Here is a 22,416-nt window from a genome sequence, read left to right on the forward strand (position 1 = left end):
CAAAGAGCTGGACGTTGAAATGAGCGAGAGTGTGGAGAAGATATGTCTTACGATTGTATTATTATAGGTTCAGGGCCAGCGGGCCTTATGGCAGGCAATTTCTTAAAGGGCGTCCATGCCCTTGTTTTAGAAGGGGAGGAAAAACCGGCTCAAAAACTGCTTTTATCTGGTGGGGGTCAGTGCAACTTTACCCATGATGGCCCGATAGAAGGGTTTTATGATAAATTCGGAGACCGCGGGCGTTTTGTACGAAAAGCCCTTTGTGGATTTACAAATGCCGATGTCATGGATTATATGACCAGTCGTGGGGTGCCCCCTCATGTTAGGGAGGATGGTAAGGTCTTTCCAAAAAGTATGGATGCTTGGGATGTTTTTAGGGCTCTTCGAAAGGGGCTGGAATCAAATGAGATTTCCCTTCTAAAAAACCAAAAGGTTGTCGATATTGATAAAACTGACCAAGGCTATCAAGTTGTCACATCAGGAGGACGATATATGACAAGGTCAGTCATTTTGGCTGCGGGTGGAGCCTCTTATCCTATGACGGGGTCTGATGGGTCTGGCTATCAGCTGGCCAAGATGCTGGGTCACAAAATTGTTCCACCAAGGCCGGCCTTGACTCCAATCTATATTGAAAACTTTAAACTCACAGATCTGGCTGGTTTGTCCTTTCCAAAGGGGAAAATCTATCACTATAGAAATGGAAAGAAGCTTGCGGATTACACGGGAGATGTTTTAATCACGCACACAGGTCTAAGCGGTCCAGGGATCCTCGACAATAGCAGAGATATGTGTGCTGGTGATGTGGTTCATTTAAAATTTCTATACGAAACAACCTCAAGAGATGCCCTAGAAAATGACATGTTAAATGGACATAAAAAATTATTGAAAACAATCCTTATGCAGCATATGACAAAACGCAGTGCTCTCAAGCTCCTCCAGCTGGCTGAAATTGATGAAAATCAAAATTGTGCTGAGCTTGGAAAAAAGGCTCGAAAAAAACTGCTTTCTTATGCGGAAGCCTATCCCATGACAATTAAGCAAATGGGGAATATGAAAAGTGCTATGGTGACAGCCGGCGGGGTTTCTCTTAAAGATGTAAAAGCGGGAACAATGGCCTCGAAGTGTTCAGAGGGCTTGTTTTTTGCAGGGGAGATTCTTGATGTGGATGGCAATTCTGGAGGATACAATATTCAGTGGGCCTTTTCCAGTGGGAAAATGGCTGCACTTTCTGTACAGTCCTATTTGAAAGAGGTGTCTTATGGCAAGTAGATGTTCATGGTGCGGGGATGATCCCCTTTATGTGAAGTATCATGATGAGGAGTGGGGGATTCCTGTTCATGATGACAGAGTGCTCTTTGAGTTTCTCATACTGGAATCTGCCCAGGCTGGTCTGAGCTGGATATCCATACTAAGAAGACGTGAGAACTACCGTGAAGCCTTCCTGGGGTTTGATCCTGAAAAGGTTTCGAAACTAAGGCAGGAAGATGTGGAAACCCTTATGAAAAATGAAGGGATTATTCGCAATAGAAAGAAGATAGAGTCAGCTATAGGCAATGCAAAAATATTTTTAGATATTCAAAAGACCTATGGCAGCTTCGATAAATACCTTTGGGACTTTGCTGGAGGGCAAGTGATTACTGGTCATGCTGAAAGGCTAGAAGATGTGCCCGCTAAAACAGAGCTTTCAGAAAGGCTTAGCAAAGATTTAAAAAAACGGGGGATGAAGTTTGTAGGCCCTACAATAATGTATGCTTACTTGCAAGCTGTAGGGGTTGTCAATGACCATGTTTTAAGCTGTGATTTTAGGTAGATTTGAAATTGGAGTGAAATGAGTTCAGAAATGGAATTATGACACTTTGAGGAAATTGTTCAAATTTATTGACAATGAATATCAATCCGTATTAAAATTGTCATGTAAATGATAATTGATTTCAGGATGGAGGAAATCGCATGCCGCTAAAAATGGCCAAACCTGGCAAAAAAGTTGTTCTCAAAGAAATCGCGTGGGGACAGAAACTAAGAAAAAAGCTTCAGGATATGGGATTAACACCAGGCGTAAGATTTGACATCGTATCAGCAACAGCTGGTGGTCCGGTCATTATAGACATTAGAGGAACAAGGCTGGCCCTTGGTCATGGAATTTTATCAAAAATACTGGTTGAAGAATTATAGACCCTAAAGAACCGGCATTAGATTTTTTAATAAGAAAGTTTGCAACTCGCTGCTCAGAAATATGGGTAGCGGGTTTTCCTGCGTTTTTAGGGATTTAACATAGAAAAGGTGAAGATATGAGTGGATTTAAAGTGGCCCTTGCCGGCAATCCCAATTGTGGTAAAACAACACTCTTAAATGGATTGACTGGTGCACGACATTATGTTGGAAACTGGGCTGGCGTGACCGTAGAAAAAAAAGAAGGCACGATTCGCCATAAGGGTGAAGACATTACGATTGTAGACCTACCAGGCATTTATTCCCTGTCGCCCTTTACCCTTGAAGAGAGAATCTCCAGGCAATACATTTTAGAAGACATGCCAGACATGATTATCAATATCGTGGATGCCAGTGCCCTTGAGCGAAACCTATTCTTGACGTTCCAGCTCATGGAACTTGGCAGACCTGTTATTATTGCCCTGAATATGATGGATGAAGCTGAAAAACGAGGCATAAAAATTGATGTGGAGGGCCTATCAGAAGCTCTTGGTTTACCCATTGTGCCGATAGTTGCAAGAAAAGAAAAGGGCCTTGACGCTCTTATGGACATGGTTTTAGACCAGGTTCACTCAGGTGCAAAACTTGAAAGCAAGCCCATAAGATACAGCGAAGATTTGGAGCAAATGATTCAAGGTGCAGAGCATGTGATTAATCACATTCCAGACCATATCAATAAGAGATGGGCTTGTATTAAACTGCTAGAGCGTGATGAAATGCTTCTGGAAGCCTATGATATAAGTGGTATAGATAGCTTGCCAGCTGTAGACGAACAGATCGCCAACGAAAAATACAGGCTTATAAACGATATGATGGAAACCGTCGTAAAAAGACCCGACGAGAGCTATGACAAATTGTCAGCAAAGCTTGACAAATACATCTTGAATCAGTGGATTGGAATTCCAATATTTGCCTTGGTTATGTACTTTGTTTTTAACATGACCTTTACCCTTGGGGGATATGGTGTGGATATACTGGACGTCTTTTTTTCCGATCATGTTGCAGGCTTTGCGAGTGCCCTGCTCATGCAGATTGGTGTGGCGGACTGGATGCAGTCCCTTATCGTAGACGGAATCATCGGCGGTGTTGGCGGAGTTCTGACCTTCGTGCCCAATATAGCCATCATGTTCTTCTTTATTTCAATACTGGAAGACAGTGGCTACATGGCCCGAGTGGCCTTTATAATGGATCGGTGGATGACCAAGGTCGGTCTGAACGGAAAGACCTTTATTCCTATGATTCTTGGATTTGGGTGCAATGTGCCTGCTATTATGGGCACAAGGACACTGGAAAATGAAAACGACAGACTCATTGCCATATTGATCAACCCATTCATGTCCTGCAGTGCCAGATTGCCAGTTTATATTTTGTTCGCATCAGTCTTTTTCAAGGGGTACGAATCACTTGTGACTTATTCCCTGTATGTCTTTGGCATACTGGTGGCCCTTCTTATGGCCTATCTCTTCAGAAAATTTTTGTTTAAGAGTGAGGAAACGCCATTTATTATGGAACTTCCCACTTATAGATTGCCGATTCCCAAAGCGCTATTTATCCATGTTTGGGAACGTGTGCGAGGGTATATTGTAAAAGCAGGAACCGTTATTTTTGCAGCTTCAGTTATCTTATGGGTCATTACCAGCTACAACTTCAACGGACCGGCCATAATAACAGAAAGCTTTGGTGCGTCTATTGGTAAGGTCATAGCACCGGTTTTCAAGCCCTTGGGATTTGGCAGATGGCAAGCGGCTCTTTCTCTTTTAACAGGTATAGCCGCAAAAGAAATTGTTGTTTCCAATATGGCCATTGTTTACGGCTTTGCTGATCCAGAAGCGACCAGAGCTTTTGCACAAGTTCTTCAAAGCGAGTTTACAGCCCTGTCAGCCTATGCTTTCATGGTCTTTGTGTTACTCTACACCCCATGTGTGGCTGTGATCGGCGTTATTAAAAGAGAGACAAACTCGTGGAAATGGACTGGTTTTTCTGTGGCTTACCAGATTGCAGTGGCTTGGGTGTTTGCGTTTTTAGTCTATCAAGTGGGCCGTTTGCTGGGATTTTAATGACAGGTCACGGCGGTTTTGATAGAAAAGGATCAACCAATAAAAGAGGTGAAAGACTTGGGAACAATTATAACAGGCCTCCTAGCTCTTTTGATTTTCGGCTATGGTGGCTACCAAGCTTATAAAACAATCAAACAAGGGGCTGAAGGCAAATGTCAAGGATGCTCTTGTGGTGATTGTGAATCGTCGGATTGTGCCTCCTCACTGGGCTATATAGATTTTTCAGATTTAGAAGAGGATTCTGAGCAGTGCCCAGATAAAAATTCTCAAAAAGACTTACGTCAAAAACCTACAGAGGATGAAAACGCCAATGACTAGAAAAACCCGTTCATTACACTAGAATAGAGTGTTGTGAACGGGTTTTATTGTGGTTTTATAGAGATTTATTTTTGACCATTTGACCCAGTTAGGTCACTAAAAGAAATCCTATTTTGCTCGCGGAAGAGTATGAGTTCGCCAGCGTAGTTTTTTAGGCCGTCGTAATCTTGTATGAAGATAGATTTTCTGTTTTTTTCGATCAGCCCCTCCTCAACAAACTTGTTCAGAACACGGGCTAGGTGTCGGTAACTCGTTCCAAGAAGATCAGCCATGTCGGCGTAAGATTCATCAAGAATAACCTCGACCTTGTCTATGGCAAGGGCAAGAATATAGGCTGCCAGCCGACTTTCGAGGGTATACAGCAGGTTGACGGAACTTGCCATGGACTCCTGGTATGTTTTTATAGCAAGGCTTTTGCCAACAGCCCTTAAAAAGGATGTATCTTCAAAAAACTTATCGACCATAAGCTCCATAGGGATGGCCAGACAATCGCACTCGACGAGGGCTTCCACGTGACAGTTGCAGCCCATTTTAGGATCATTCATAAGCTCCACATCCCCTATGACCTGCATGGGTTCATAAAAGCTTAGCAGATAGGACTTACCATTTTCCATGACTGTGTATATCTTTGCACGTCCTCTTACAAAGAACATGAAGTGGTCTAGTGGTTCACCGCTTCGGGCCAGGTATTCACCGCGGTTATAGCGGATTATTTTCATATCATTGGGTTCGAGCTTATCAAACCAGCTGTCTAGTTTGTATTTTTTTATGTAATTTTGAATCAGGTTGGTGTCGTTAATAAATTTCAAAAGGAACCTCCCGTGGGTATGACATTCTATATGATTAGTATACATGATATAATTTCATTCGAGGTGAAAATATGAGATATGAAGGCAGGATATTTCGCCCACCCAGTGAGGCGAGAAGTTATATTTTACAAGCAACAATAGGGTGTAAGCATAACACATGTGCATTTTGTGACATGTATTTTGAAAAAGACTTTCGTGAAAGACAAGAAAATGAAATTATAGAAGACATCCAGATGGCCAAGGCCTCAGGTTACCGCCCAGACCGTGTTTTTATTGCAGATGGAGATGCACTCGCCATGGATGAAAAAAAGCTTGAGAGGGTTCTTGATGCGGTTAGAGAGACCTTCCCGGACTGCAGGCGTGTGGGAATTTATGCAACGGCAAGTGATGTTAATGAAAAAGGACTTGAGGCGCTTTTAAGCCTGAAAGAAAAGGGGCTAGGCATTATATACCTGGGTCTTGAATCCGGTGACGATGAGGTCCTAAAACGAATGTGTAAGGGCGACCGGTCACAGGCCATGATCTCAGCAGCTAGACTTGTGAAGAGGTCAGGCATAAAATTGTCGGTGACGGTGATTTCCGGACTGGGTGGAAAATCCAGATGGAAGACGCATGCCGTGGAAACCGGCAAAGTTTTAAGCCAAATGGATCCGGATTATGTTGGCCTGCTCACCCTCGTGTTAAGCGATGAGACACCAGTGACCCAGTGGATAGATAATGGGACGTTTACCCTTTTGAAACCAGATGAGATTCTTCGTGAAACCAGGTTGATGCTTGAAAATATGGCAGTGACCAACTGCGCATTTAGGAGCAATCATGCATCCAATTATGTCAATTTAAGCGCCCAACTTCCAAGGGAAAAGGACAAGGCCATTGCTCAAATTGATCATGCTCTAGAACATGCAGGATATAAGCCGGAAGGGTATAGGCGATTATAGTCTTTATTCAAACTGTTTTATTATAAAATTGGATGGGTATCAAAATAGCATCCTAACAAATTTAAACCGGCATTATTCTCCTAGGTTCAAGTGATTTAAAGACTGGGCATGGGGTGTATGAATAATTTGGTTTGAAAGTGGAATAGATTAGATCACAGATGATTGTAAAATGATCTGTTCAATCAAAAAAGGAGGCAGGGAAATGGATTTCTTATTTGATCCCATATCAGAAGAATATGCCGATGCAATAGTGAGCTGGAAAGAATCCGATGGATATGCCTGCTATGACGCTGAAGGCAACGAAACAGAACTTGATGATATGTTGCTTTCAGGTGAATTTGACTTTTTCATCGTAAAAACAGATTCCGGAGAGCTGCTTGGATTTATTGAATGCACCTTTGACGAAGAAGGGGTGATGGAAATTGGCTGTGCGCTGGTTCCAGAATTCATGGGACAGGGGCTTGGCTGTGAGTTTATCTCAGCGTGTATGGAGTTTGTTCTAGAACATTACGATTACGGCAAAGAAACCATTAAAACCCTTTTAAAACCTGGAGATGTTCATGCTATAAAGGTCTATGAAAGGGTTGGATTCTCAGTGGTGGATGAATCAGAAGAATGGGTAGAACTGGATATTGAGTTGTAATTGAGAGTATAAAAAGGTAGAAAAATATACTGAATAACCTAATAAGTCTAAGAGCTTAGACGCATAATAATTAGGACTAGAAAAGGAGGCTGAAAGGTCTCCTTTCAAAATTTTGTGTGCCTGCTATGATAGTCATATATTTTTTTAGATCCGATTATATCTTAGGACTCAATCATGCCAATAGGACAGGCTATTTAAGAATCAAAAATTCTATAATATAATATGACCAAGGTGTGAATCTGCAATTTTGAAAGCACTGGACCCAGTACAATCTGATAAAATATTAGAAAACGGGTCGAAGAAGAGATGAAAGTGAGGAAGCGACCATGAACCAGACAATTGATTTGCTAAAGAGTCACAGATCCATTCGAAAATATAAGGATAAACCTATTGACCAAGCAGTTTTACAGACCCTCATTGAGTCAGGCCAGTGGGCATCAACATCGAGTTATGTTCAAGCTTACTCTGTGATTCGTGTGAAAAATCCTGAAAAACGAGAAGCCATGGCTCTTTTATCGGGAGATCAAAAAAATGTTCGAACAGCACCAGAATTCTTGGTCTTTTGTGCAGATCTAAACCGGTTAAAAAAGGCTTGCGATATACATGACACACCTATGGAGGATGGGTTTATCGAACTCATGCTTATAGCATCCGTGGATGCGGCCCTCGTGGCTCAAAATGTTCTTGTTGCTGCTGAAAGTTTAGGTCTTGGAGGCGTTTACGTTGGTGGCATTAGAAATGATCCGGACAAAATGAGTGAGCTGCTGAACTTACCAGATCGCGTTTACCCAGTGTTTGGCTTATGCCTTGGCTGGCCAGATCAGGATCCGGATAGGAAGCCAAGACTCCCTCAGTCCCTTGTCTTTTTTGAAGACGAGTATCAGGAACCGGATGAACATATACTAGAGGCTTATGACGCCCATGTAAAAGAATATTATATACAGCGGACAAAAGGGAGGCTAGACCACACTTGGACAGAGCAGATGTCCCAAAAGCTGGGCAAGGAAACCCGACCTCATATGCTGGATTATCTGAATAAGAAGAAATTTGCTCAAAGGTGAAAATATGGTCATATATGATGTGGTTTTATTTATACTGCCAGTCTTGCTTCTGATACATAAACAGGTCTTGGTTGTGTTTCAGAAACACCTGATAATTATGCTGGCCCTATCTTGCCTAGTGCCTGTAGCACACCATCTGAGTGCTGGATTTCGCTGGCAGATGACATTTTTATATGTGTTTTATATCCTACTGGTTTTGGTGGCCCTTGTTCTCATTGTGAAAGCATCAGATTTTAGGCTGGGCTATAAGGGTCTCAAACGACTGGGATTGATTGTGACTTTGATATCTATACTGTTTTCCGCGGTTTTTCCTGTGGGACGGCTGTACATGGTCAGTGGCCCCTATAAAGTGGGGACGGCGAGTATGACTTACACAAGTGATATACGCAGGGAACTCTACGGCAAAAAGTATGATACGGCGCGCGCCTTCAATATTCAGTTTTATTATCCTGCAGACCGAACGGGCTCAAGAAGAGCCCCTATGATTGAAAACAGTGAGGTTGTTGAGCAGGGACTGTCTAAGACATTTGGAGTGCCTAGACCCCTAACAGATTATTTGAGTCAGTTGAAATCAAATGCTTGGTATGATGTAGGGGTGAGTGAGCTTGAAAACATGTATCCTGTGGTGATTTTATCCCATGGATGGAAGGGGTTTAAGAATATCCATAGTGATACGGCAGAACAATTGGCATCAGAGGGGTATATAGTTGTTAGCATTGATCACACCTACGGGACTGTCGGTACAAAAATGGACACAGGTCAAGTTCGGTTTCTCAACCCTGCGGCCTTGCCTGAAAGAAGTGAAGATGATGACTTTCTAGTTTATGCGTCAGCACTTGTCAACACATACCGTGGTGATATTGATGAGACAATTGATCTTTTATATGACATGAATCAGACCGGATATAATAGCATTTTATCTGGAAAAATGGATCTTTCAAGACTGGCGCTAATTGGACATTCTACTGGTGGCGGTGCAGCAGTCCTTTCATCAATGAAGAGGGACAATGTCAAGGCCGTGATTGGTTTAGACGCCTGGGTGGAACCGGCTAAGCCTAGTGAAATTCTTTCGGGTGTGCATGTGCCTTATATGCATCTTAAAAGTGAGGCTTGGCGTGGGGGCTTCAATGAGGCCAATTTAAATATGCTCTTTTCCTCGTCAACAGATGACCGTTGGCTTATAACCCTTGATGGGACCAAGCACACGGACTTCACTTTCCTGAGCAAATTGTCACCTTTAAGTGAGTTTTTAAGGCTGTGTGGTCCCAATGGCAAGGAAGCCCACCAAATTCAAAATGAGTTGACTTCCGCCTTTCTAGCCTATTATTTGAAGGGCAAAAATACAAAAACAGCCATAGGCGATGTCATCAAAAAATATGAATCGACTAGGGCTGAAGCGGTTTACATGAAATAAAGGTATGGACTATAGGAAGTTGTAATGCTGAATGAGAAGAAGTGCTGTGATATGTCCTGGGTAGAATAAATATCCGACCATACGCGGCACTTTTATTTTTGTAACAGGGTCAAGGAGTATGGGAAATAAGGCAAAGACACTCATGGCCTGGATGTTGTTTTTGGTGGATATATAAGCCCAAAAACTAAGTAGGAAATAAGACAACATGGTTTTATTTTCATCTCCATAAGTCATATGGAAAATAAGAATCATCATTAAACCGTAAACCCCATACGAAACAGGAAAAAAGTGACCAATTGCCAGAAGACCAAATGATAAGACCTTGAACTTGGATTCGAAAAGCTCAATAATAATCAGCCCAATGAATAGGGTGAACATAATATTGAGTTTACCAGGCACAAAATATATATATGGAATTTGTGATATGAGTCCGAAAATAAAAAGTCTGCCGGCATACTTTACTTTGCTCGATGTGTAACGGTAGCCCCTGGCGATGAGAAAGGCAAATATGGGAAATGACAGTCGTCCAATTATGCGCCACAGCATTTGTGACGGGAAAAACATATAGCCAATATGGTCAATCAGCATGGTCAACATGGCTAAAAATTTTAAGAAATCCCCTTTTCTATTCACAATTTACCTCCATCAGATATGTTATAATACCATAGTAGCATAAGTTTGAGAGGACACGCCATGACCACAGAAAAAGAAAAAAATAAATCTTTTGTGTATATACTGCACTGCGCTGACGATACATTATATACGGGCTATACAACGAACGTGCACAGACGACTTGAAGAACATCAGGCCGGCAGTAAAAAATGCAAGTATACCATGGCGAAAATTAGACGACCAGTGGTCTTAAAGCAAGCATGGGAAGTGGAAGGAACAAAGGGCAATGCCCTTAGGATAGAAGCTTTCATAAAAAAACTGAGCCGGATCAAAAAAAATAAATTGATCTCGAATCCCGATCAGCTATCAAGCTTATATAGGGAAAAATCGAGTCAAGATATAAAATGTTGGACTATAAAAGATGTGAATTATTAGGGAATGCTCTGCGAAAACTGTCGAAAAATGTCATAAACAGACAAAAAAAGGAGAGTTTTCACAAAATGCGTTCATAAAGCTATTTGGAGGGTATATATGCGACAAAGCACAAAAAAAATCATTGCCTTGACGATTGTAGGTATCATGGTTGTTTCATCATTTTTAACAATTGTTACAGCAGGCTTTTATTTGTAGATTATTCTTTATGTGAAGTGTTAAGTATAATCACTTTGCCATGTTGTTACACGTAAACCCATAGTGTTCACACTGGCTTCATGAAGTGTATATGCACCTGTGTAAAATCATGACATGGGGCGAATCGGGTTAAAAAACTTAAACTGAAATAGGGCAAGGAGGGCGGTAACGTGTCGGTATTCTTTAGAAGGCTGATCGTACTGATCCTTTTCATAGCACTTGTGGGCACATTCTATTATTTCCAGTTTGTCGAAGCTGACTCTGCACCAGAGGGATATTCCTTTAGGGATGATTTCAAGGGCATTGACCGAGACTTCTGGTATATTGGTGAATGGCAAACTATGTTTACAGCGTATGATAAGGTGTCAATTAAAAATGATATATTAACCGCTGAAATCACTGAGACAGACAGAGGTCCTTTTTTGCTGTCACGACCTATTCCAATTGAGGAAGGGGATGTCATATCTATTAAACGTCGTGTGAAAATGCATTATGCCAATGATAATTTCACAGGGGGTATGGCCATTGTACAGACATCAGATGAGCAGCTCAAACCCGTTGTTCTTGAGAACAATTGGGGAAGAAGTATTGGTGATGGCGTGGCTTTGGTGGAGTATGTCCACAGCTACAATGAAGAGTCTGAACGACCAGGACGGGATATTTTTAGAGTTATGGGACCAACCTGGAAAACAGATAATGCCTATGCTGTTGTTGAACCAACATTCGATGACTGGATAGAAGAGGAACTTGTCTTTGATACAAGGACCAATCAGATTGTATACAAACTAGGAGGCAAGGAATACCGGGTGGCTGGCATGCCAATAACACGACCGAGTATTCGTGTCTTTATGCATTCTTATGGATGGCACACCGGTCATTATATGAAACTGGACTGGTTCGAAATAGAAGTTAAAAATATGCGTCTAGGCAGATAAACTAGAACTGTGAACCCGTCGAAGGTATATCTGCGACGGGTTCTTTAATAATTATTTGATGTGTTGGTATGGAGGTGACAACATGCTAGAAATTTATGATAAAACAAGTCAGCAAGTGCCGATTAAGGCCTGGGTTGGAAAAGTGGAGGATCTGGAACATGGTTGCCTCCATCAAGCTAAGAATCTGAGCACCCTTGATTTCATTCATAAATGGGTGGCCCTCATGCCTGACACACATCAGGGGTATGGCATGCCTATTGGTGGTGTTGTGGCCATAAAAGACTATGTGATTCCCAATGCGGTTGGTGTTGATATAGGCTGTGGTATGGTTTTCACCCACACAAATATTGCCCTTGAAAAATTAACAGAAGACAAGTCAAAAGAGATTATTAAGCGAATTATGGATGAAATCCCCTTGGGATTTGCCCATCACAAGGAAAAACAATCGAGTCAAGTCTTAGAAAAATTTTTGAGTGAAACGGACTATGACTATAGTAAAATTGGACATTTGTATCCTGAGATAGAAGCCTCTTGGTATCAAATCGGAACGCTTGGCGGTGGGAATCATTTTATTGAAATACAGGCTGATGAAAATGATGAACTTGGTATAATGATCCATTCTGGGAGCCGAAATTTTGGATACAAGGTGGCAAAATATTTTAATGAAAAAGCCAAGTCATATTGCAAAAAACATGGCGGTAAAATAGCGGTTAGACACCAACTGGCCTATTTGCCAGCAGACTCAGAAGCTGGTCGTGACTATTTGGCGTGGATGACCCTGGCCCTTGAATTTGCCCGCGAGAACAGGCGGGTTATGATGGAAAAGGTCAAGGCCATCGTAGCAGAAATGTTTGAGGATGTGACTTTTGGTGAAACCATAAATGCACATCACAACTATGCTTCCTTTGAAAGACATTATGGAGAGGATGTCTGGGTTCACCGCAAGGGGGCTATACGGGCAGAAAAAGATATGCTCGGCATTATTCCAGGTGCAATGGGAAACCCTTCATATATAGTTAGGGGGCTGGGCAATGAAGAAAGTTTCAAGTCCTGTTCCCACGGAGCAGGTCGACATATGAGTCGTAAAGCGGCGATAAAAGCCTTTAAGAAAGATGATGTTATAAAGGATCTCTTAGATAAGGGCATACATGTTGGTGCACCAAGGCAAAGTGTGCTGACCGATGAAGCGAGATTTGCCTATAAAGACATTCAAGAAGTGATGAAACAGCAAAGGGATTTGGCTGAAATTGTGCGGTCTCTTCGCACAAGACTGGTTGTAAAGGGGTAGTGTGTTGGCAACTATAACAAAAATCGAAACGCAGAAGAAAAACAAGGATAGGTACTCCATATTTTTAGATGGGGACTTTGCCTTTGGTGTTCATGTTGACGTGCTTGTCACGCATGGGTTACGCAAAGGTATGACCCTTGAAAAGGATGAACTGGAAGCTCTTATTCATGACGAGAGCGTGAAAAAGGCTGTTCTGGCTGGGATAAAACATATTAGTTATAAGCAACGAACAAGTAAAGAGGTTCGAGATAAATTAATCAGTCTTGAACATACGCCTGATCAAGTTGAAGAAGCCATTGATAAACTCATAGAAATGGCCTTTTTAGATGATGAAAGATATGCAGAAGAGTTTGTTGACACAAGACAACAGCGTTATGGGCGCAAAAGGATATTCCTAGAGCTGAAAAAGAGGGGCATACCGGAGCATATTGCTCAAAGAGCACTGGATGAAATGCTCGATGTGGATGCTGGCTATGAAACAGCCCTAAATATGGCTCGTAAGAAATATGCCCAGTGCTCAGACATTGATCCAAGAAAAGCAGCGACAAGAATTCAAGGGCAACTCCTAAGAAAAGGCTATTCCTATGATGTGGTAAACCGCATTATTAAAGAGCTGGGTGTGTTTGATAGGTCCTAGGTTTGAGACAACTGAACAAGGTCAAGAAATTATAAAGGGATATTCTTCTCAAAATCCGCAGAATGGGAAAAGAGAAAATATCCTTTTCTTTTGTAGTAAAGTATTCAAGAATAACTATTTCGTAACCTAAATACTTTGGTAGACATGTTATAATATCCACTGACTTCATGTATACTGGGCATGATAAAAGAGGCAGATTTTAAGTGAAACATTTTATGATACATAAAATGTCATTCGGTTATTTATTCAATAAAGACAGTAGTGGAGGCATAAGAATGAAAAATTTTAAGAAGCATTTGCCGGGTCTGGCCGTGGTTTTTGTAATCGCATTTTTGTCAAAGGCTCTTGATGGATACCTTTCCACTTGGGTTAAGCTTGAAGCCCTGACCATTGGCATTATACTCGGCATGGTTTATTCCAACACCGTGGGTGTTCGGGACACCTTAAAGTCAGGGATTCAATTTTCATTAAAAAAACTTTTGAAAATAGGAATTGTATTACTAGGTTTTAAACTTAATTTTCAAGCCCTTATAGAACTTGGGCCTAAAATGTCACTGGTTGTGGTTGCGTTTGTGCCACTGGTCTTAGTAACAGCCACATTTCTAGGCCGTAAAATGGGAATTGGCAAGAAATTAGCGGTTCTAATTGGTGTGGGCAGTTCCATATGCGGGGCTTCTGCCATCGTGGCTATGGCGCCAACCATTAATGCTGAAGATGATGATGCCATTATAGCTGTCGGTGTTGTCAGCTTGCTTGGTGCCGTGGGTGTCCTTGTATATTCTGCCTTTGCCGCAGTTTCGCCATTAACGGATATTCAGTACGGACTGTGGTCTGGTCTATCCCTTCAGGGCGTGGCCCATGCCCTAGCGGCAGCCTTTGCCAGAGGGGATGTAGCAGGGGAAATGGGAACCTTCATCAAGATGGAGAGGGTTTTAATGCTCGTGCCAATGTCTGTAATACTGGGTTCGATTTTTGCCGATGGTGGCAAAAATAGTGGTGAAAAGAAGCGGGCAGCTTTTCCTATGTATGTTCTGTACTTTATCATTGCAGGGATTGTGGCTTCTACAGGCTTACTGCCAGAAAATATAATCAAGCTTCTTGGGAAAACCAGCAGCTATTTGATTTTAATGGCCATGATCGCCATGGGTCTTATGGTCAACTTTGCCAGCCTGCGTGCCAAAGGGGCAAAAGCCCTTGTAATGGGTGCAGGACTGTTTGCAGGGATTGCTGCTGTAAGTTTGGGGATTGTGACAGTGCTGTTTTAAGCTGCTAAAAAAAAGCCTCCTGGATTGACTGGTTAAAGGTCAGTGTCTAGGAGGCTTTTGTGATTTTTGAGTGATTTTAAGGAGCGGATTATCCCTTCACATGTTTTAAAAAACCACGTTCTAGGCAAACTGGCAGGGAAAGTTCCTTCAGGCCGCTCTCAAACTCTATACGGATAATGTGCTCGTTGATGTCTTCAATTTGTCCCGTTCCAAAGCGTTCGTGGGATATTAAGTCACCGGCTTTAAAGGTGTTTGAGTCTATGAGGGTGTCAGTTTTTCCGGGGGATTCGTTGGTTTCGTACAGTTGACCAGTTTCCTTAACCTCCTCAATGAAAACAGAGGGTTTGACGTATTTTCCACTCCTGAATTTTGGAGCAAGAATTTCTAGGTTGGTCTTGGCCCGGCTCATGGCCACGTAAAAGAGTCTGCGTTCTTCTTCAATGCCATGAATATCCCCTTTTGTTGACTGTTCTGTGGATTTTTTTGATGGAAAGACGCCGTCATCCACATCAATTATGAAGACATTGTCGTACTCGAGCCCCTTGGATGCATGAATGGTTGATAGACGCAGGTCAGATGTGGTTCTTGACGCTTCTTTCATAACCGTGGTCAAGGACTTGATTCTATCCATAAAGTCTACAATAGAACTTGTATGCCGTGCCACTGTTTTTAAAACCGTAAGCAAATTTCTAAGGTTTTCAAAATGGTAGCCCAGTCTCTTTGAATTTTCCTCAAGGTATTCTAAATAGCCCAGCTCGGTCTCAATGAAATTTATAGCCAAGTGAGGGGCTAGGTGAGGTAAGCTGTCAAATCGATCCGCAAGACCGCCCCAAGTGTTTCTCTGTATGGGTTTTATGGTCGGTATGCTGAGGAGCACTTCAAAGACTTTTCTGTTCCTTAAATTGGCCTTGACATACTTGAGGCCCTCCCTGGATATATAGCCATTCATTTTAAAGCAGATGCGTTCAAAAGCCTCAACATCTTGAGGGACAAGGGCCAAGTTCATAAAGGCGTAAATGTCTTTAACGAGCCAGTGTCTTAATAGGCTGTGACCAGGGTCACGGATGGTGAAGCTTTTTCCCTTCCGATCAAGAGCGTCCACGATGGAAAGGGCAGATATGTTGTTTCTGTATAGGACGGCTGTTGTGCCATTTTTTTCATAATCCACAATATAGTTGTTTCGGTCCTCGATGGTGTCAAAAACCTTATGTTTAACTGGGTTGCCAGTGGGTTTGCCAGACTGCATTTTCTTTTCGTACCGGTGTTCATTGTGACGTATAATATGGGCGCAGGTTGACACGATTTCGTGCGAGCATCGGTAGTTTTTTGACAGATAATAAATCTTGCCACTGGGGTAGATTTTATTGAAATTGAGAAGGTACTCAGGGTATGCGCCTCTGAATCCATAAATGCTCTGGTCGTCATCTGCAACCATAAAAATGTTTTTCTGATCGCCTGCAATGAGTTTAATGATTTCGTGCTGAATAAGGGATGTATCTTGAGTTTCATCGACCTGAACATAGGGAAACTTCTTTTGATAATAGGCCCTAGTTTTATGGTGTTGTTTCAATATTTGATAGGCCATAGTGAGCATGTCATCAAAATCAATTAGATTTTTAGTGTCCTTTTCTGCCTCATAAGCCTTAAACATTTCTGCAAAGCGAGGCATGGTTATGCCGTACTTACTCGCATTATCTGGACTGAGCATCATATTTTTTGTATATCCGATGCCACTTGATAATTCTTCGAACTTGTCATCGGTGAGAAACTCTGATGTGTATTTCTTGTATATGCCTGAGAGCAGGAGGCGTTTTGAAATTTTGCCACCGCTGTCTTCGATAAGTTGGTATTCTTTATTAAAATGTTTGCCGTAAGCTTTTACTATGCCATAAGCAAACCTATGAATGGTTGAGAAGTTAATTCTGTAAGGGTAGTGTCTAAAGAAAATGTCTTGATAACGAGCATTCATATCAAGAGCAGCAGCTTTAGAAAAGGTCACAGTAAGAATTTTTTCAGCAGGCACATTCATTTTTTCAATGAGATAAACGGTGCGACAAAGAAGCAGAGTTGTCTTACCGCTGCCGGGTACGGCGAGAGTGAGAGCGGGTCCAGGCCCGTGCATAGCAGCGGTTGCCTGTTCTTCACTAAGTAATAAATTTGTTTTTTCCTTCACTTGATCTATAAATGCCATAATCTCCTCCGTTTATAGAGTATACCACGACTGTCAAGAAAACAGATGTAAAAAAATGTAAAATAAAGCGTCTTGTTTAAAGTATATTTCTGGAAAATTTCAAGCCATATAAACATATGTTAATAAAAATAGTCTCTTTATTTCATTCGCTTAAAGGACTTCTTAACTCTTGGTAATAAATGAGCATATGTTATCATCTTATGCTATAATTTTTCTGACATTAGGATAATGTGTTTTTACTACATTAAATGAAAGAATATTCAGACAAAGATTTGCGTGTGTCTATATTATAGAGAAAAGGCACAGTCAGATACGAATAAAATATTAGATAGAGAAAAGTACAAGTCATTATTGGTGAGTGTAAACAGGATAGGAGGCATGAGATGGGAACATTTACAAAAGGCGTAATAGCGGGTCTTGTTATTGCCATTTTCTTTGGATTTATGACCATGACATTCATGTCAGAGTTGCCTGCTGAGGGCGCAAATGATCCGGAATATGAGCCCGTTGAAATGAGCATGCATTATAAGGAACTTGTTGCTTATGATGAGGCCCTCGTTATTGGGGGACGGGTTTTCATTGATGCAGGACAAATGGCTCAGCTTCTTGAAAAAGATGTTGACTGGAATGAAACAAAAAACAGGTTATTGATCAATGACCGCCCGGAAGATGTTGTTAAAATGAATTACTTAAAGGATTATCCTTGGCCTAGGTTTGAGCAAATTGGAGATGCTTTTTCCAATCACTTCTTCAGTGCCAAATGGATCTACGGAGAGTATGGCGCTGTTCAAACTGTAACGTTTTCAGGCAGGGACATGCTCGATAAACTCCATGAGTTTAGATTCGTGGTTTTCGAGGATGGATCAATTGAAATTGAGAACTACCGCGTGAATGGTCAGGACATGCCTTCAGCGGTTCTAGAACAGACACTGCTGGATGTCTATGGCGTGAAGCCTGATTAAGTTGAAAACAGGTGTTTACAACTTATTTATATTGTAATAATATAGTTGAAGGATATCGACAATAAGCCAATGGTGTATTCCATTGGTTTTTCCTTGTCTTAGGCATAACCTGGCGTATTCATGTAATTTACTAACGATTTGTGAGTGACACATAGTTTCAGCACCTCGTTGGCAAATTACATGGATAAACCAGGTATAACCCGTTCGGGTATATAACAGATTATTCACGACACTGAACCATGGTCTGCGGGCCTGTTTGATTGCCTTTGCTTAGAAACATATAAGGATCAAGGTCAATTGAATGCCCAGCATATCAAGAGCAAGTTTCATGAGTGTTCTGAAACAAAGCAAGTATTTGGTCAAAATAACCGAGTTAAATCCGAAAAACTCGGGTAGCAACCGAAACGAATACGATATTATATTGGTAGGAGGAAATATCATGAGCTACGAACTGTTAAAAACAGAAAAGAATGTTGCAACGATCAACATCACTGTTCCTGCAAAAGATTTTGAGGAGGCAGTGCAGAAAACTTATATGAAGGAACGTGGTCGTTTTAACCTTCAAGGTTTTAGAAAAGGCAAAGCACCTAGAAAGATCATTGAAATGAACTACGGCGAAGGCGTTTTCTTTGATGGCGCTCTAGAAGTTGTTCTTCAACCAGCTTACTCAGAGGCTATTGACGGTCTTGAAATTGAGCCTGTTGCACGTCCTGATATTGACATCAAGGAAATTGGCAAAGGCAAAGATCTTGTTATTGAAGCGGTTGTTGCTGTTAAGCCTGAAGTGACTCTAGGTGACTACACAGGTCTTGAAGTGGAAAAAGTAAGCGCTGAAATTTCTGATGAAGATCTTGAAATGGAACTAAAGAAGCAGCAAGAAATGAATGGCCGTCTGGTATCTGTTGAAGACAGAGCCATTGAAAATGGCGACACTGCAATTATCGATTTTGAAGGTTTTGTAGATGGCGTTGCATTTGAAGGCGGAAAAGGTGAAAACCACAATCTTGAAATCGGTTCAGGTTCATTTATCCCTGGCTTTGAAGAACAGCTTATCGGCAAGAATGTTGGTGAAGACGTAGACGTTAATGTGACGTTCCCTGACCAATATCAATCTGATGAACTTGCAGGTAAAGACGCAGTGTTTAAAGTGGCTGTAAAGGGTATAAAAGTAAAAGAACTTCCAGAACTAGATGATGAGTTTGCTAAAGATACATCTGAATTTGATACGCTTGAAGAACTAAAAGCAGATATCAAGGCGAAGATGGAAGAGTCTGCGAAGAGCCAATCAGAAGCAGCTACTCGTGATCGCGTAATCGATGCTGTTGTTGCAAATATGACTGCAGAAATTCCTGATCAAATGGTAGAATCTGAAATTGATGGCATGCTTCAAGATTTCGAATACCAACTTCGTTACCAAGGTCTAGACCTTGAAAAGTACCTACAATTCTCAGGTACAACAATGCAAGAAATGCGTGAGCAAATGCAAGATGATGCACTAACACGTGTTAAAACATCTCTAACTCTGGAAACAATCTCTAAGAAGGAAAACATTGAAGTTACAGAAGAAGATCTAGAGAAAGAATTTGAAAGACTTGCTGAAATGCAGGGTCAATCTGTAGATGAAATTAAGAAGATGCTTGGTAGTCAAACAGATTACATGAAGGCGTCTATTGAAACTAGAAAAACTGTGGACTTCCTTGTTGAGAACGCAAAACTAGTATAATGGATTGGAGGGAGTGCTCATGGCTTTAGTACCATATGTAGTAGAGCAGACCAGTCGCGGCGAAAGATCGTACGACATTTATTCAAGACTCCTAAAAGACAGAATTATTTTTATCGGTGATGAAATCAACGATCAAACGGCGAGTGTGGTGGTTGCCCAGCTCCTATTCCTAGAAGCTGACGACCCAGACAGAGACATCAGTGTGTATATCAACAGTCCAGGTGGTTCTATCACTGCGGGCATGGCGATTTATGACACGATGCAATATATTAAACCAGACGTATCCACAATCTGCGTTGGTATGGCAGCCAGCATGGGTGCATTTCTTCTAACAGCAGGTACAAAAGGGAAACGTCTAGCTCTTCCAAATGCCGAAGTTATGATTCACCAGCCACTTGGTGGCACAAGAGGTCAGGCAACTGATATTAAAATTCACGCGGAGCGTATTTTAAAAATGCGTGACAAGCTGAACAGAATCATGAGTGAAACCACAGGTCAACCTCTTGAAGTTCTTGAAAGAGACACTGACCGTGATAACTTTATGAGTGCTGAGGAAGCTGTGGAGTACGGTCTCATCGACAAAGTTGTTGAAAACCGTAAGTAGAAACGAGGTAGGATATGTCCAAATACGATGACAAAAGACAACTCCAGTGTTCTTTCTGCGGCAAGTCGCAAGACCAAGTCAAAAGATTGATTGCTGGTCCAAATGTCTACATCTGTGATGAGTGCGTTGCCCTGTGCAATGAAATCATTTCAGAAGAAATCCATGATCATCATGATTTGGATCTGACGGACCTGCCAAAGCCGGCAGAAATCTATGAGATTCTGAATGACTATGTAATTGGTCAGGACCGTGCGAAGAAGACGCTGTCTGTAGCGGTGTACAACCACTATAAGCGTATTCACACAGATACTCACCATGATGATGAAATTGAACTGCAAAAGTCTAATATTCTCATGATGGGTCCTACTGGCTCGGGTAAAACCTTGCTTGCTCAAACACTTGCAAAAATCTTAAATGTACCTTTTGCTATTGCAGATGCAACAGCACTGACGGAAGCAGGGTATGTTGGAGAAGATGTTGAAAATATCCTGTTAAAGCTTATTCAAGCAGCAGACTACGATATTGAGCGGGCTCAAAAGGGCATCATTTACATTGATGAAATCGACAAGATTGCCCGCAAGTCTGATAACCCATCAATCACAAGAGATGTCAGCGGCGAAGGCGTTCAGCAGGCACTTCTTAAACTTATTGAAGGCACTGTTGCCAGCGTTCCACCTCAGGGCGGACGTAAACATCCACACCAGGAGTTCTTACAGATTGATACGAAGAATATTTTGTTTATCTGTGGGGGCGCTTTTGATGGAATCGATAGGATTATATCAAAACGCACTGGTAAAAAAGCGATGGGCTTTGGTGCAGAACTTCAAACGAAAGAAAAAATGGAGATTGGTGTTCTTCTAGAAAAACTAGAGACCCAAGACCTTCTCAAGTTCGGTCTGATCCCAGAGTTTGTTGGTCGAGTTCCGGTGAACGTATCACTGCATGAACTGGACGAAGAAGCTCTAATGAAGATCTTAAGCGAACCTAAGAACGCTCTTGTTAAGCAATATAAGAGACTCTTTGAAATTGACGGCGTTGAGCTGGAATTTGAAGAAGAATCTCTCAAGGCTGTTGCAAAACAAGCCATTGAACGTAAAACAGGTGCGCGTGGTCTTCGAAGCATCGTTGAAGGCACAATGCTTGATATTATGTTCGATATTCCATCCCGCGACGATATTAAGAAATGCATCGTTACGAAGGAAACTATCGAAAAAAATCAACAGCCAACCCTTGTTCTTTCTGAAGCAAAAAAATCAAAGAATAAGAAGACGGATGATGTTGAAGAAGAAAATGCATCATAGTTCTTATGGAACTGTTATTATAAGCTAAAAGGAGCCGATTGATCGGCTCCTTTTTCTTTGTATGCTCAACATATGCTGTATTAAAATAGATAATATCTTTTCACGTATTGTTTTCATATTTTGAGTCACAAGAGATAGTGCGGTTTTATAGGGGTCTTATATCCTTGATTCTATACAATGCATAGCTGGCGCCTAAGCCAGGCAACAGAATAGACAAGATCATGTATTTTTTAGCTTTTGTAGGAGCATAGAGCTTGAATAAACCATAAAAACTATAAAAAACAAGGACAGAAAAAGCCAAAGATGCAATGGTTCCAATAAGAGCCACCTGATTAACTACCAGATATAGTATGAAAGCACCTGGTAAGATAAGTTCAGCATTTTCATATACCTTGTCTCGAATAGAGATGGTTTTTATAAGTTTGCCCAAGATAAAAAAGTTGCCGGCAGGTATCCAAGCCAACCAAGCATTTTCAATGTTTTTCTTCTGTGCCATTTTCATAAGTGATAAAGAACTTATAACAAAGCTTATAATACCTATCACGCAAATCACCAGTGCAATGAATACGATGCCAGGTTCAAGATAGTATAAAAAATCCATAATTTTCCTCCTTTCTTCGAATAGAATAATACATTTGGAATAAAATGTCAATTGCTGGATGATGAAAGATGTGCTAAAAATGTGAGTTGAAAATTGAGGGGAAATTATAATGCATATGCTTGAAAACCAGTTTTTCGAATAAAATATTCAAAAAAACATACATTTACAAGGCTAAAACGAATTTTACAAGGCAAAAACACCCATCAATTGTGAATATTC

22 protein-coding genes are annotated in these 22,416 nt (G+C 41.4%); 18 read left to right on the top strand and 4 right to left on the bottom strand.

Annotated elements, in window-relative coordinates; all coding sequences use genetic code 11:
* Positions 1 to 42: 42 nt before the first annotated feature.
* The 5 genes from ACQ4KW_RS02205 to ACQ4KW_RS02225 all read left to right on the top strand — a co-directional run bounded on the left by ACQ4KW_RS02205 (position 43) and on the right by ACQ4KW_RS02225 (position 4,583).
* Positions 43 to 1,269 (top strand): NAD(P)/FAD-dependent oxidoreductase, encoded by a 1,227-nt coding sequence (locus ACQ4KW_RS02205; protein ID WP_430884903.1) that lies wholly within the window; start codon positions 43 to 45, stop codon positions 1,267 to 1,269.
* Positions 1,259 to 1,810, top strand: a complete 552-nt coding sequence (locus ACQ4KW_RS02210) for a DNA-3-methyladenine glycosylase I (protein ID WP_430884904.1) — start codon at positions 1,259 to 1,261, stop codon at positions 1,808 to 1,810. The genes ACQ4KW_RS02205 and ACQ4KW_RS02210 overlap by 11 nt, the downstream gene beginning before the upstream one ends.
* 140 nt (positions 1,811 to 1,950) lie before the next feature.
* Positions 1,951 to 2,172 (top strand): FeoA family protein, encoded by a 222-nt coding sequence (locus ACQ4KW_RS02215; protein ID WP_430884905.1) that lies wholly within the window; start codon positions 1,951 to 1,953, stop codon positions 2,170 to 2,172.
* 116 nt (positions 2,173 to 2,288) lie between these two features.
* Entirely contained in the window at positions 2,289 to 4,265 is a 1,977-nt protein-coding gene (gene feoB / locus ACQ4KW_RS02220; protein WP_430884906.1) for a ferrous iron transport protein B, read from the top strand.
* Positions 4,266 to 4,322: 57 nt separating this feature from the next.
* Positions 4,323 to 4,583: a FeoB-associated Cys-rich membrane protein gene (locus ACQ4KW_RS02225; protein WP_430884907.1), complete on the top strand. Its 261-nt coding sequence runs from the start codon at positions 4,323 to 4,325 to the stop codon at positions 4,581 to 4,583.
* Between the two features lie 65 nt (positions 4,584 to 4,648).
* Here ACQ4KW_RS02225 and ACQ4KW_RS02230 read toward each other — a convergent pair whose 3' ends face one another.
* Positions 4,649 to 5,392, bottom strand: coding sequence for a helix-turn-helix domain-containing protein (locus ACQ4KW_RS02230; protein WP_430884908.1), 744 nt, complete (start codon positions 5,390 to 5,392; stop codon positions 4,649 to 4,651).
* A gap of 71 nt (positions 5,393 to 5,463) precedes the next feature.
* Between ACQ4KW_RS02230 and ACQ4KW_RS02235 the strand changes: the two genes are divergently transcribed.
* The 4 genes from ACQ4KW_RS02235 (at position 5,464) to ACQ4KW_RS02250 (ending at position 9,448) form a co-directional block, all read left to right on the top strand.
* A complete protein-coding gene (locus ACQ4KW_RS02235; protein ID WP_430884909.1) occupies positions 5,464 to 6,330 on the top strand; it encodes a radical SAM protein in 867 nt (288 codons plus the stop codon).
* Positions 6,331 to 6,532: 202 nt separating this feature from the next.
* Positions 6,533 to 6,973 carry a GNAT family N-acetyltransferase gene (locus ACQ4KW_RS02240; protein WP_430884910.1) on the top strand — a complete coding sequence of 147 codons (441 nt, stop codon included), beginning with the start codon at positions 6,533 to 6,535 and terminating at the stop codon, positions 6,971 to 6,973.
* 326 nt (positions 6,974 to 7,299) lie between these two features.
* Positions 7,300 to 8,034, top strand: coding sequence for an oxygen-insensitive NADPH nitroreductase (gene nfsA, locus ACQ4KW_RS02245; protein ID WP_430884911.1), 735 nt, complete (start codon positions 7,300 to 7,302; stop codon positions 8,032 to 8,034).
* 4 nt (positions 8,035 to 8,038) lie between these two features.
* On the top strand, positions 8,039 to 9,448 hold the full coding sequence (locus ACQ4KW_RS02250; RefSeq protein ID WP_430884912.1) for a dienelactone hydrolase family protein: 1,410 nt from the start codon (positions 8,039 to 8,041) through the stop codon (positions 9,446 to 9,448).
* A 9-nt stretch (positions 9,449 to 9,457) separates the two neighbouring features.
* Here ACQ4KW_RS02250 and ACQ4KW_RS02255 read toward each other — a convergent pair whose 3' ends face one another.
* Positions 9,458 to 10,081 (bottom strand): TraX family protein, encoded by a 624-nt coding sequence (locus tag ACQ4KW_RS02255; protein ID WP_430884913.1) that lies wholly within the window; start codon positions 10,079 to 10,081, stop codon positions 9,458 to 9,460.
* Positions 10,082 to 10,141: 60 nt separating this feature from the next.
* Between ACQ4KW_RS02255 and ACQ4KW_RS02260 the strand changes: the two genes are divergently transcribed.
* From ACQ4KW_RS02260 to ACQ4KW_RS02280, 5 genes are all read left to right on the top strand, one after another.
* Positions 10,142 to 10,495 carry a GIY-YIG nuclease family protein gene (locus ACQ4KW_RS02260; protein ID WP_430884914.1) on the top strand — a complete coding sequence of 118 codons (354 nt, stop codon included), beginning with the start codon at positions 10,142 to 10,144 and terminating at the stop codon, positions 10,493 to 10,495.
* A gap of 365 nt (positions 10,496 to 10,860) precedes the next feature.
* Complete coding sequence (locus ACQ4KW_RS02265; RefSeq protein ID WP_430884915.1) at positions 10,861 to 11,625, top strand: hypothetical protein; 765 nt, start codon at positions 10,861 to 10,863, stop codon at positions 11,623 to 11,625.
* A gap of 82 nt (positions 11,626 to 11,707) precedes the next feature.
* Positions 11,708 to 12,913, top strand: a complete 1,206-nt coding sequence (locus ACQ4KW_RS02270; protein ID WP_430884916.1) for an RtcB family protein — start codon at positions 11,708 to 11,710, stop codon at positions 12,911 to 12,913.
* 4 nt (positions 12,914 to 12,917) lie between these two features.
* Positions 12,918 to 13,550, top strand: coding sequence for a RecX family transcriptional regulator (locus ACQ4KW_RS02275; protein WP_430884917.1), 633 nt, complete (start codon positions 12,918 to 12,920; stop codon positions 13,548 to 13,550).
* Between the two features lie 275 nt (positions 13,551 to 13,825).
* Entirely contained in the window at positions 13,826 to 14,815 is a 990-nt protein-coding gene (locus ACQ4KW_RS02280) for a YeiH family protein (RefSeq protein ID WP_430884918.1), read from the top strand.
* An 88-nt stretch (positions 14,816 to 14,903) separates the two neighbouring features.
* On the opposite strand, the gene ACQ4KW_RS02285 is transcribed toward ACQ4KW_RS02280, so the two are convergent.
* Positions 14,904 to 17,006 carry an ATP-dependent helicase gene (locus tag ACQ4KW_RS02285; RefSeq protein ID WP_430884919.1) on the bottom strand — a complete coding sequence of 701 codons (2,103 nt, stop codon included), beginning with the start codon at positions 17,004 to 17,006 and terminating at the stop codon, positions 14,904 to 14,906.
* A 383-nt stretch (positions 17,007 to 17,389) separates the two neighbouring features.
* Here ACQ4KW_RS02285 and ACQ4KW_RS02290 point away from each other — a divergent pair, with 383 nt between their 5' ends.
* The 4 genes from ACQ4KW_RS02290 to clpX all read left to right on the top strand — a co-directional run bounded on the left by ACQ4KW_RS02290 (position 17,390) and on the right by clpX (position 21,596).
* Positions 17,390 to 17,968: a hypothetical protein gene (locus ACQ4KW_RS02290; RefSeq protein ID WP_430884920.1), complete on the top strand. Its 579-nt coding sequence runs from the start codon at positions 17,390 to 17,392 to the stop codon at positions 17,966 to 17,968.
* 439 nt (positions 17,969 to 18,407) lie between these two features.
* Positions 18,408 to 19,691 (top strand): trigger factor, encoded by a 1,284-nt coding sequence (gene tig, locus ACQ4KW_RS02295; protein WP_430884921.1) that lies wholly within the window; start codon positions 18,408 to 18,410, stop codon positions 19,689 to 19,691.
* Positions 19,692 to 19,710: 19 nt separating this feature from the next.
* The gene (gene clpP / locus ACQ4KW_RS02300) at positions 19,711 to 20,295 is read left to right on the top strand and encodes an ATP-dependent Clp endopeptidase proteolytic subunit ClpP (RefSeq protein WP_430884922.1); all 585 of its coding nucleotides are present in this window, start codon (positions 19,711 to 19,713) and stop codon (positions 20,293 to 20,295) included.
* Positions 20,296 to 20,309: 14 nt separating this feature from the next.
* Positions 20,310 to 21,596, top strand: a complete 1,287-nt coding sequence (gene clpX / locus ACQ4KW_RS02305; protein ID WP_430884923.1) for an ATP-dependent Clp protease ATP-binding subunit ClpX — start codon at positions 20,310 to 20,312, stop codon at positions 21,594 to 21,596.
* A gap of 145 nt (positions 21,597 to 21,741) precedes the next feature.
* On the opposite strand, the gene ACQ4KW_RS02310 is transcribed toward clpX, so the two are convergent.
* Positions 21,742 to 22,197 carry a hypothetical protein gene (locus ACQ4KW_RS02310; RefSeq protein WP_430884924.1) on the bottom strand — a complete coding sequence of 152 codons (456 nt, stop codon included), beginning with the start codon at positions 22,195 to 22,197 and terminating at the stop codon, positions 21,742 to 21,744.
* Positions 22,198 to 22,416: the final 219 nt, after the last annotated feature.

Origin of the sequence: Tianxiuia mixotrophica (genome assembly GCF_050596425.1) — a bacterium.
Taxonomy (GTDB): Bacteria; Bacillota; Clostridia; order Peptostreptococcales; family Acidaminobacteraceae.

Excerpts from the sequence above, each read along its gene's own strand:
- ACQ4KW_RS02205 (WP_430884903.1), top strand. The coding sequence starts at position 43 with ATGTCTTACGATTGTATTATTATAGGTTCAGGGCCAGCGGGCCTTATG.
- ACQ4KW_RS02210 (WP_430884904.1), top strand. The coding sequence starts at position 1,259 with ATGGCAAGTAGATGTTCATGGTGCGGGGATGATCCCCTTTATGTGAAG.
- ACQ4KW_RS02215 (WP_430884905.1), top strand. The coding sequence starts at position 1,951 with ATGCCGCTAAAAATGGCCAAACCTGGCAAAAAAGTTGTTCTCAAAGAA.
- feoB (WP_430884906.1), top strand. The coding sequence starts at position 2,289 with ATGAGTGGATTTAAAGTGGCCCTTGCCGGCAATCCCAATTGTGGTAAA.
- ACQ4KW_RS02235 (WP_430884909.1), top strand. The coding sequence starts at position 5,464 with ATGAGATATGAAGGCAGGATATTTCGCCCACCCAGTGAGGCGAGAAGT.
- ACQ4KW_RS02240 (WP_430884910.1), top strand. The coding sequence starts at position 6,533 with ATGGATTTCTTATTTGATCCCATATCAGAAGAATATGCCGATGCAATA.
- nfsA (WP_430884911.1), top strand. The coding sequence starts at position 7,300 with ATGAACCAGACAATTGATTTGCTAAAGAGTCACAGATCCATTCGAAAA.
- ACQ4KW_RS02250 (WP_430884912.1), top strand. The coding sequence starts at position 8,039 with ATGGTCATATATGATGTGGTTTTATTTATACTGCCAGTCTTGCTTCTG.
- ACQ4KW_RS02260 (WP_430884914.1), top strand. The coding sequence starts at position 10,142 with ATGACCACAGAAAAAGAAAAAAATAAATCTTTTGTGTATATACTGCAC.
- ACQ4KW_RS02270 (WP_430884916.1), top strand. The coding sequence starts at position 11,708 with ATGCTAGAAATTTATGATAAAACAAGTCAGCAAGTGCCGATTAAGGCC.
- ACQ4KW_RS02280 (WP_430884918.1), top strand. The coding sequence starts at position 13,826 with ATGAAAAATTTTAAGAAGCATTTGCCGGGTCTGGCCGTGGTTTTTGTA.
- ACQ4KW_RS02285 (WP_430884919.1), bottom strand. The coding sequence starts at position 17,006 with ATGGCATTTATAGATCAAGTGAAGGAAAAAACAAATTTATTACTTAGT.
- ACQ4KW_RS02290 (WP_430884920.1), top strand. The coding sequence starts at position 17,390 with ATGGGAACATTTACAAAAGGCGTAATAGCGGGTCTTGTTATTGCCATT.
- tig (WP_430884921.1), top strand. The coding sequence starts at position 18,408 with ATGAGCTACGAACTGTTAAAAACAGAAAAGAATGTTGCAACGATCAAC.
- clpP (WP_430884922.1), top strand. The coding sequence starts at position 19,711 with ATGGCTTTAGTACCATATGTAGTAGAGCAGACCAGTCGCGGCGAAAGA.
- clpX (WP_430884923.1), top strand. The coding sequence starts at position 20,310 with ATGTCCAAATACGATGACAAAAGACAACTCCAGTGTTCTTTCTGCGGC.
- ACQ4KW_RS02310 (WP_430884924.1), bottom strand. The coding sequence starts at position 22,197 with ATGGATTTTTTATACTATCTTGAACCTGGCATCGTATTCATTGCACTG.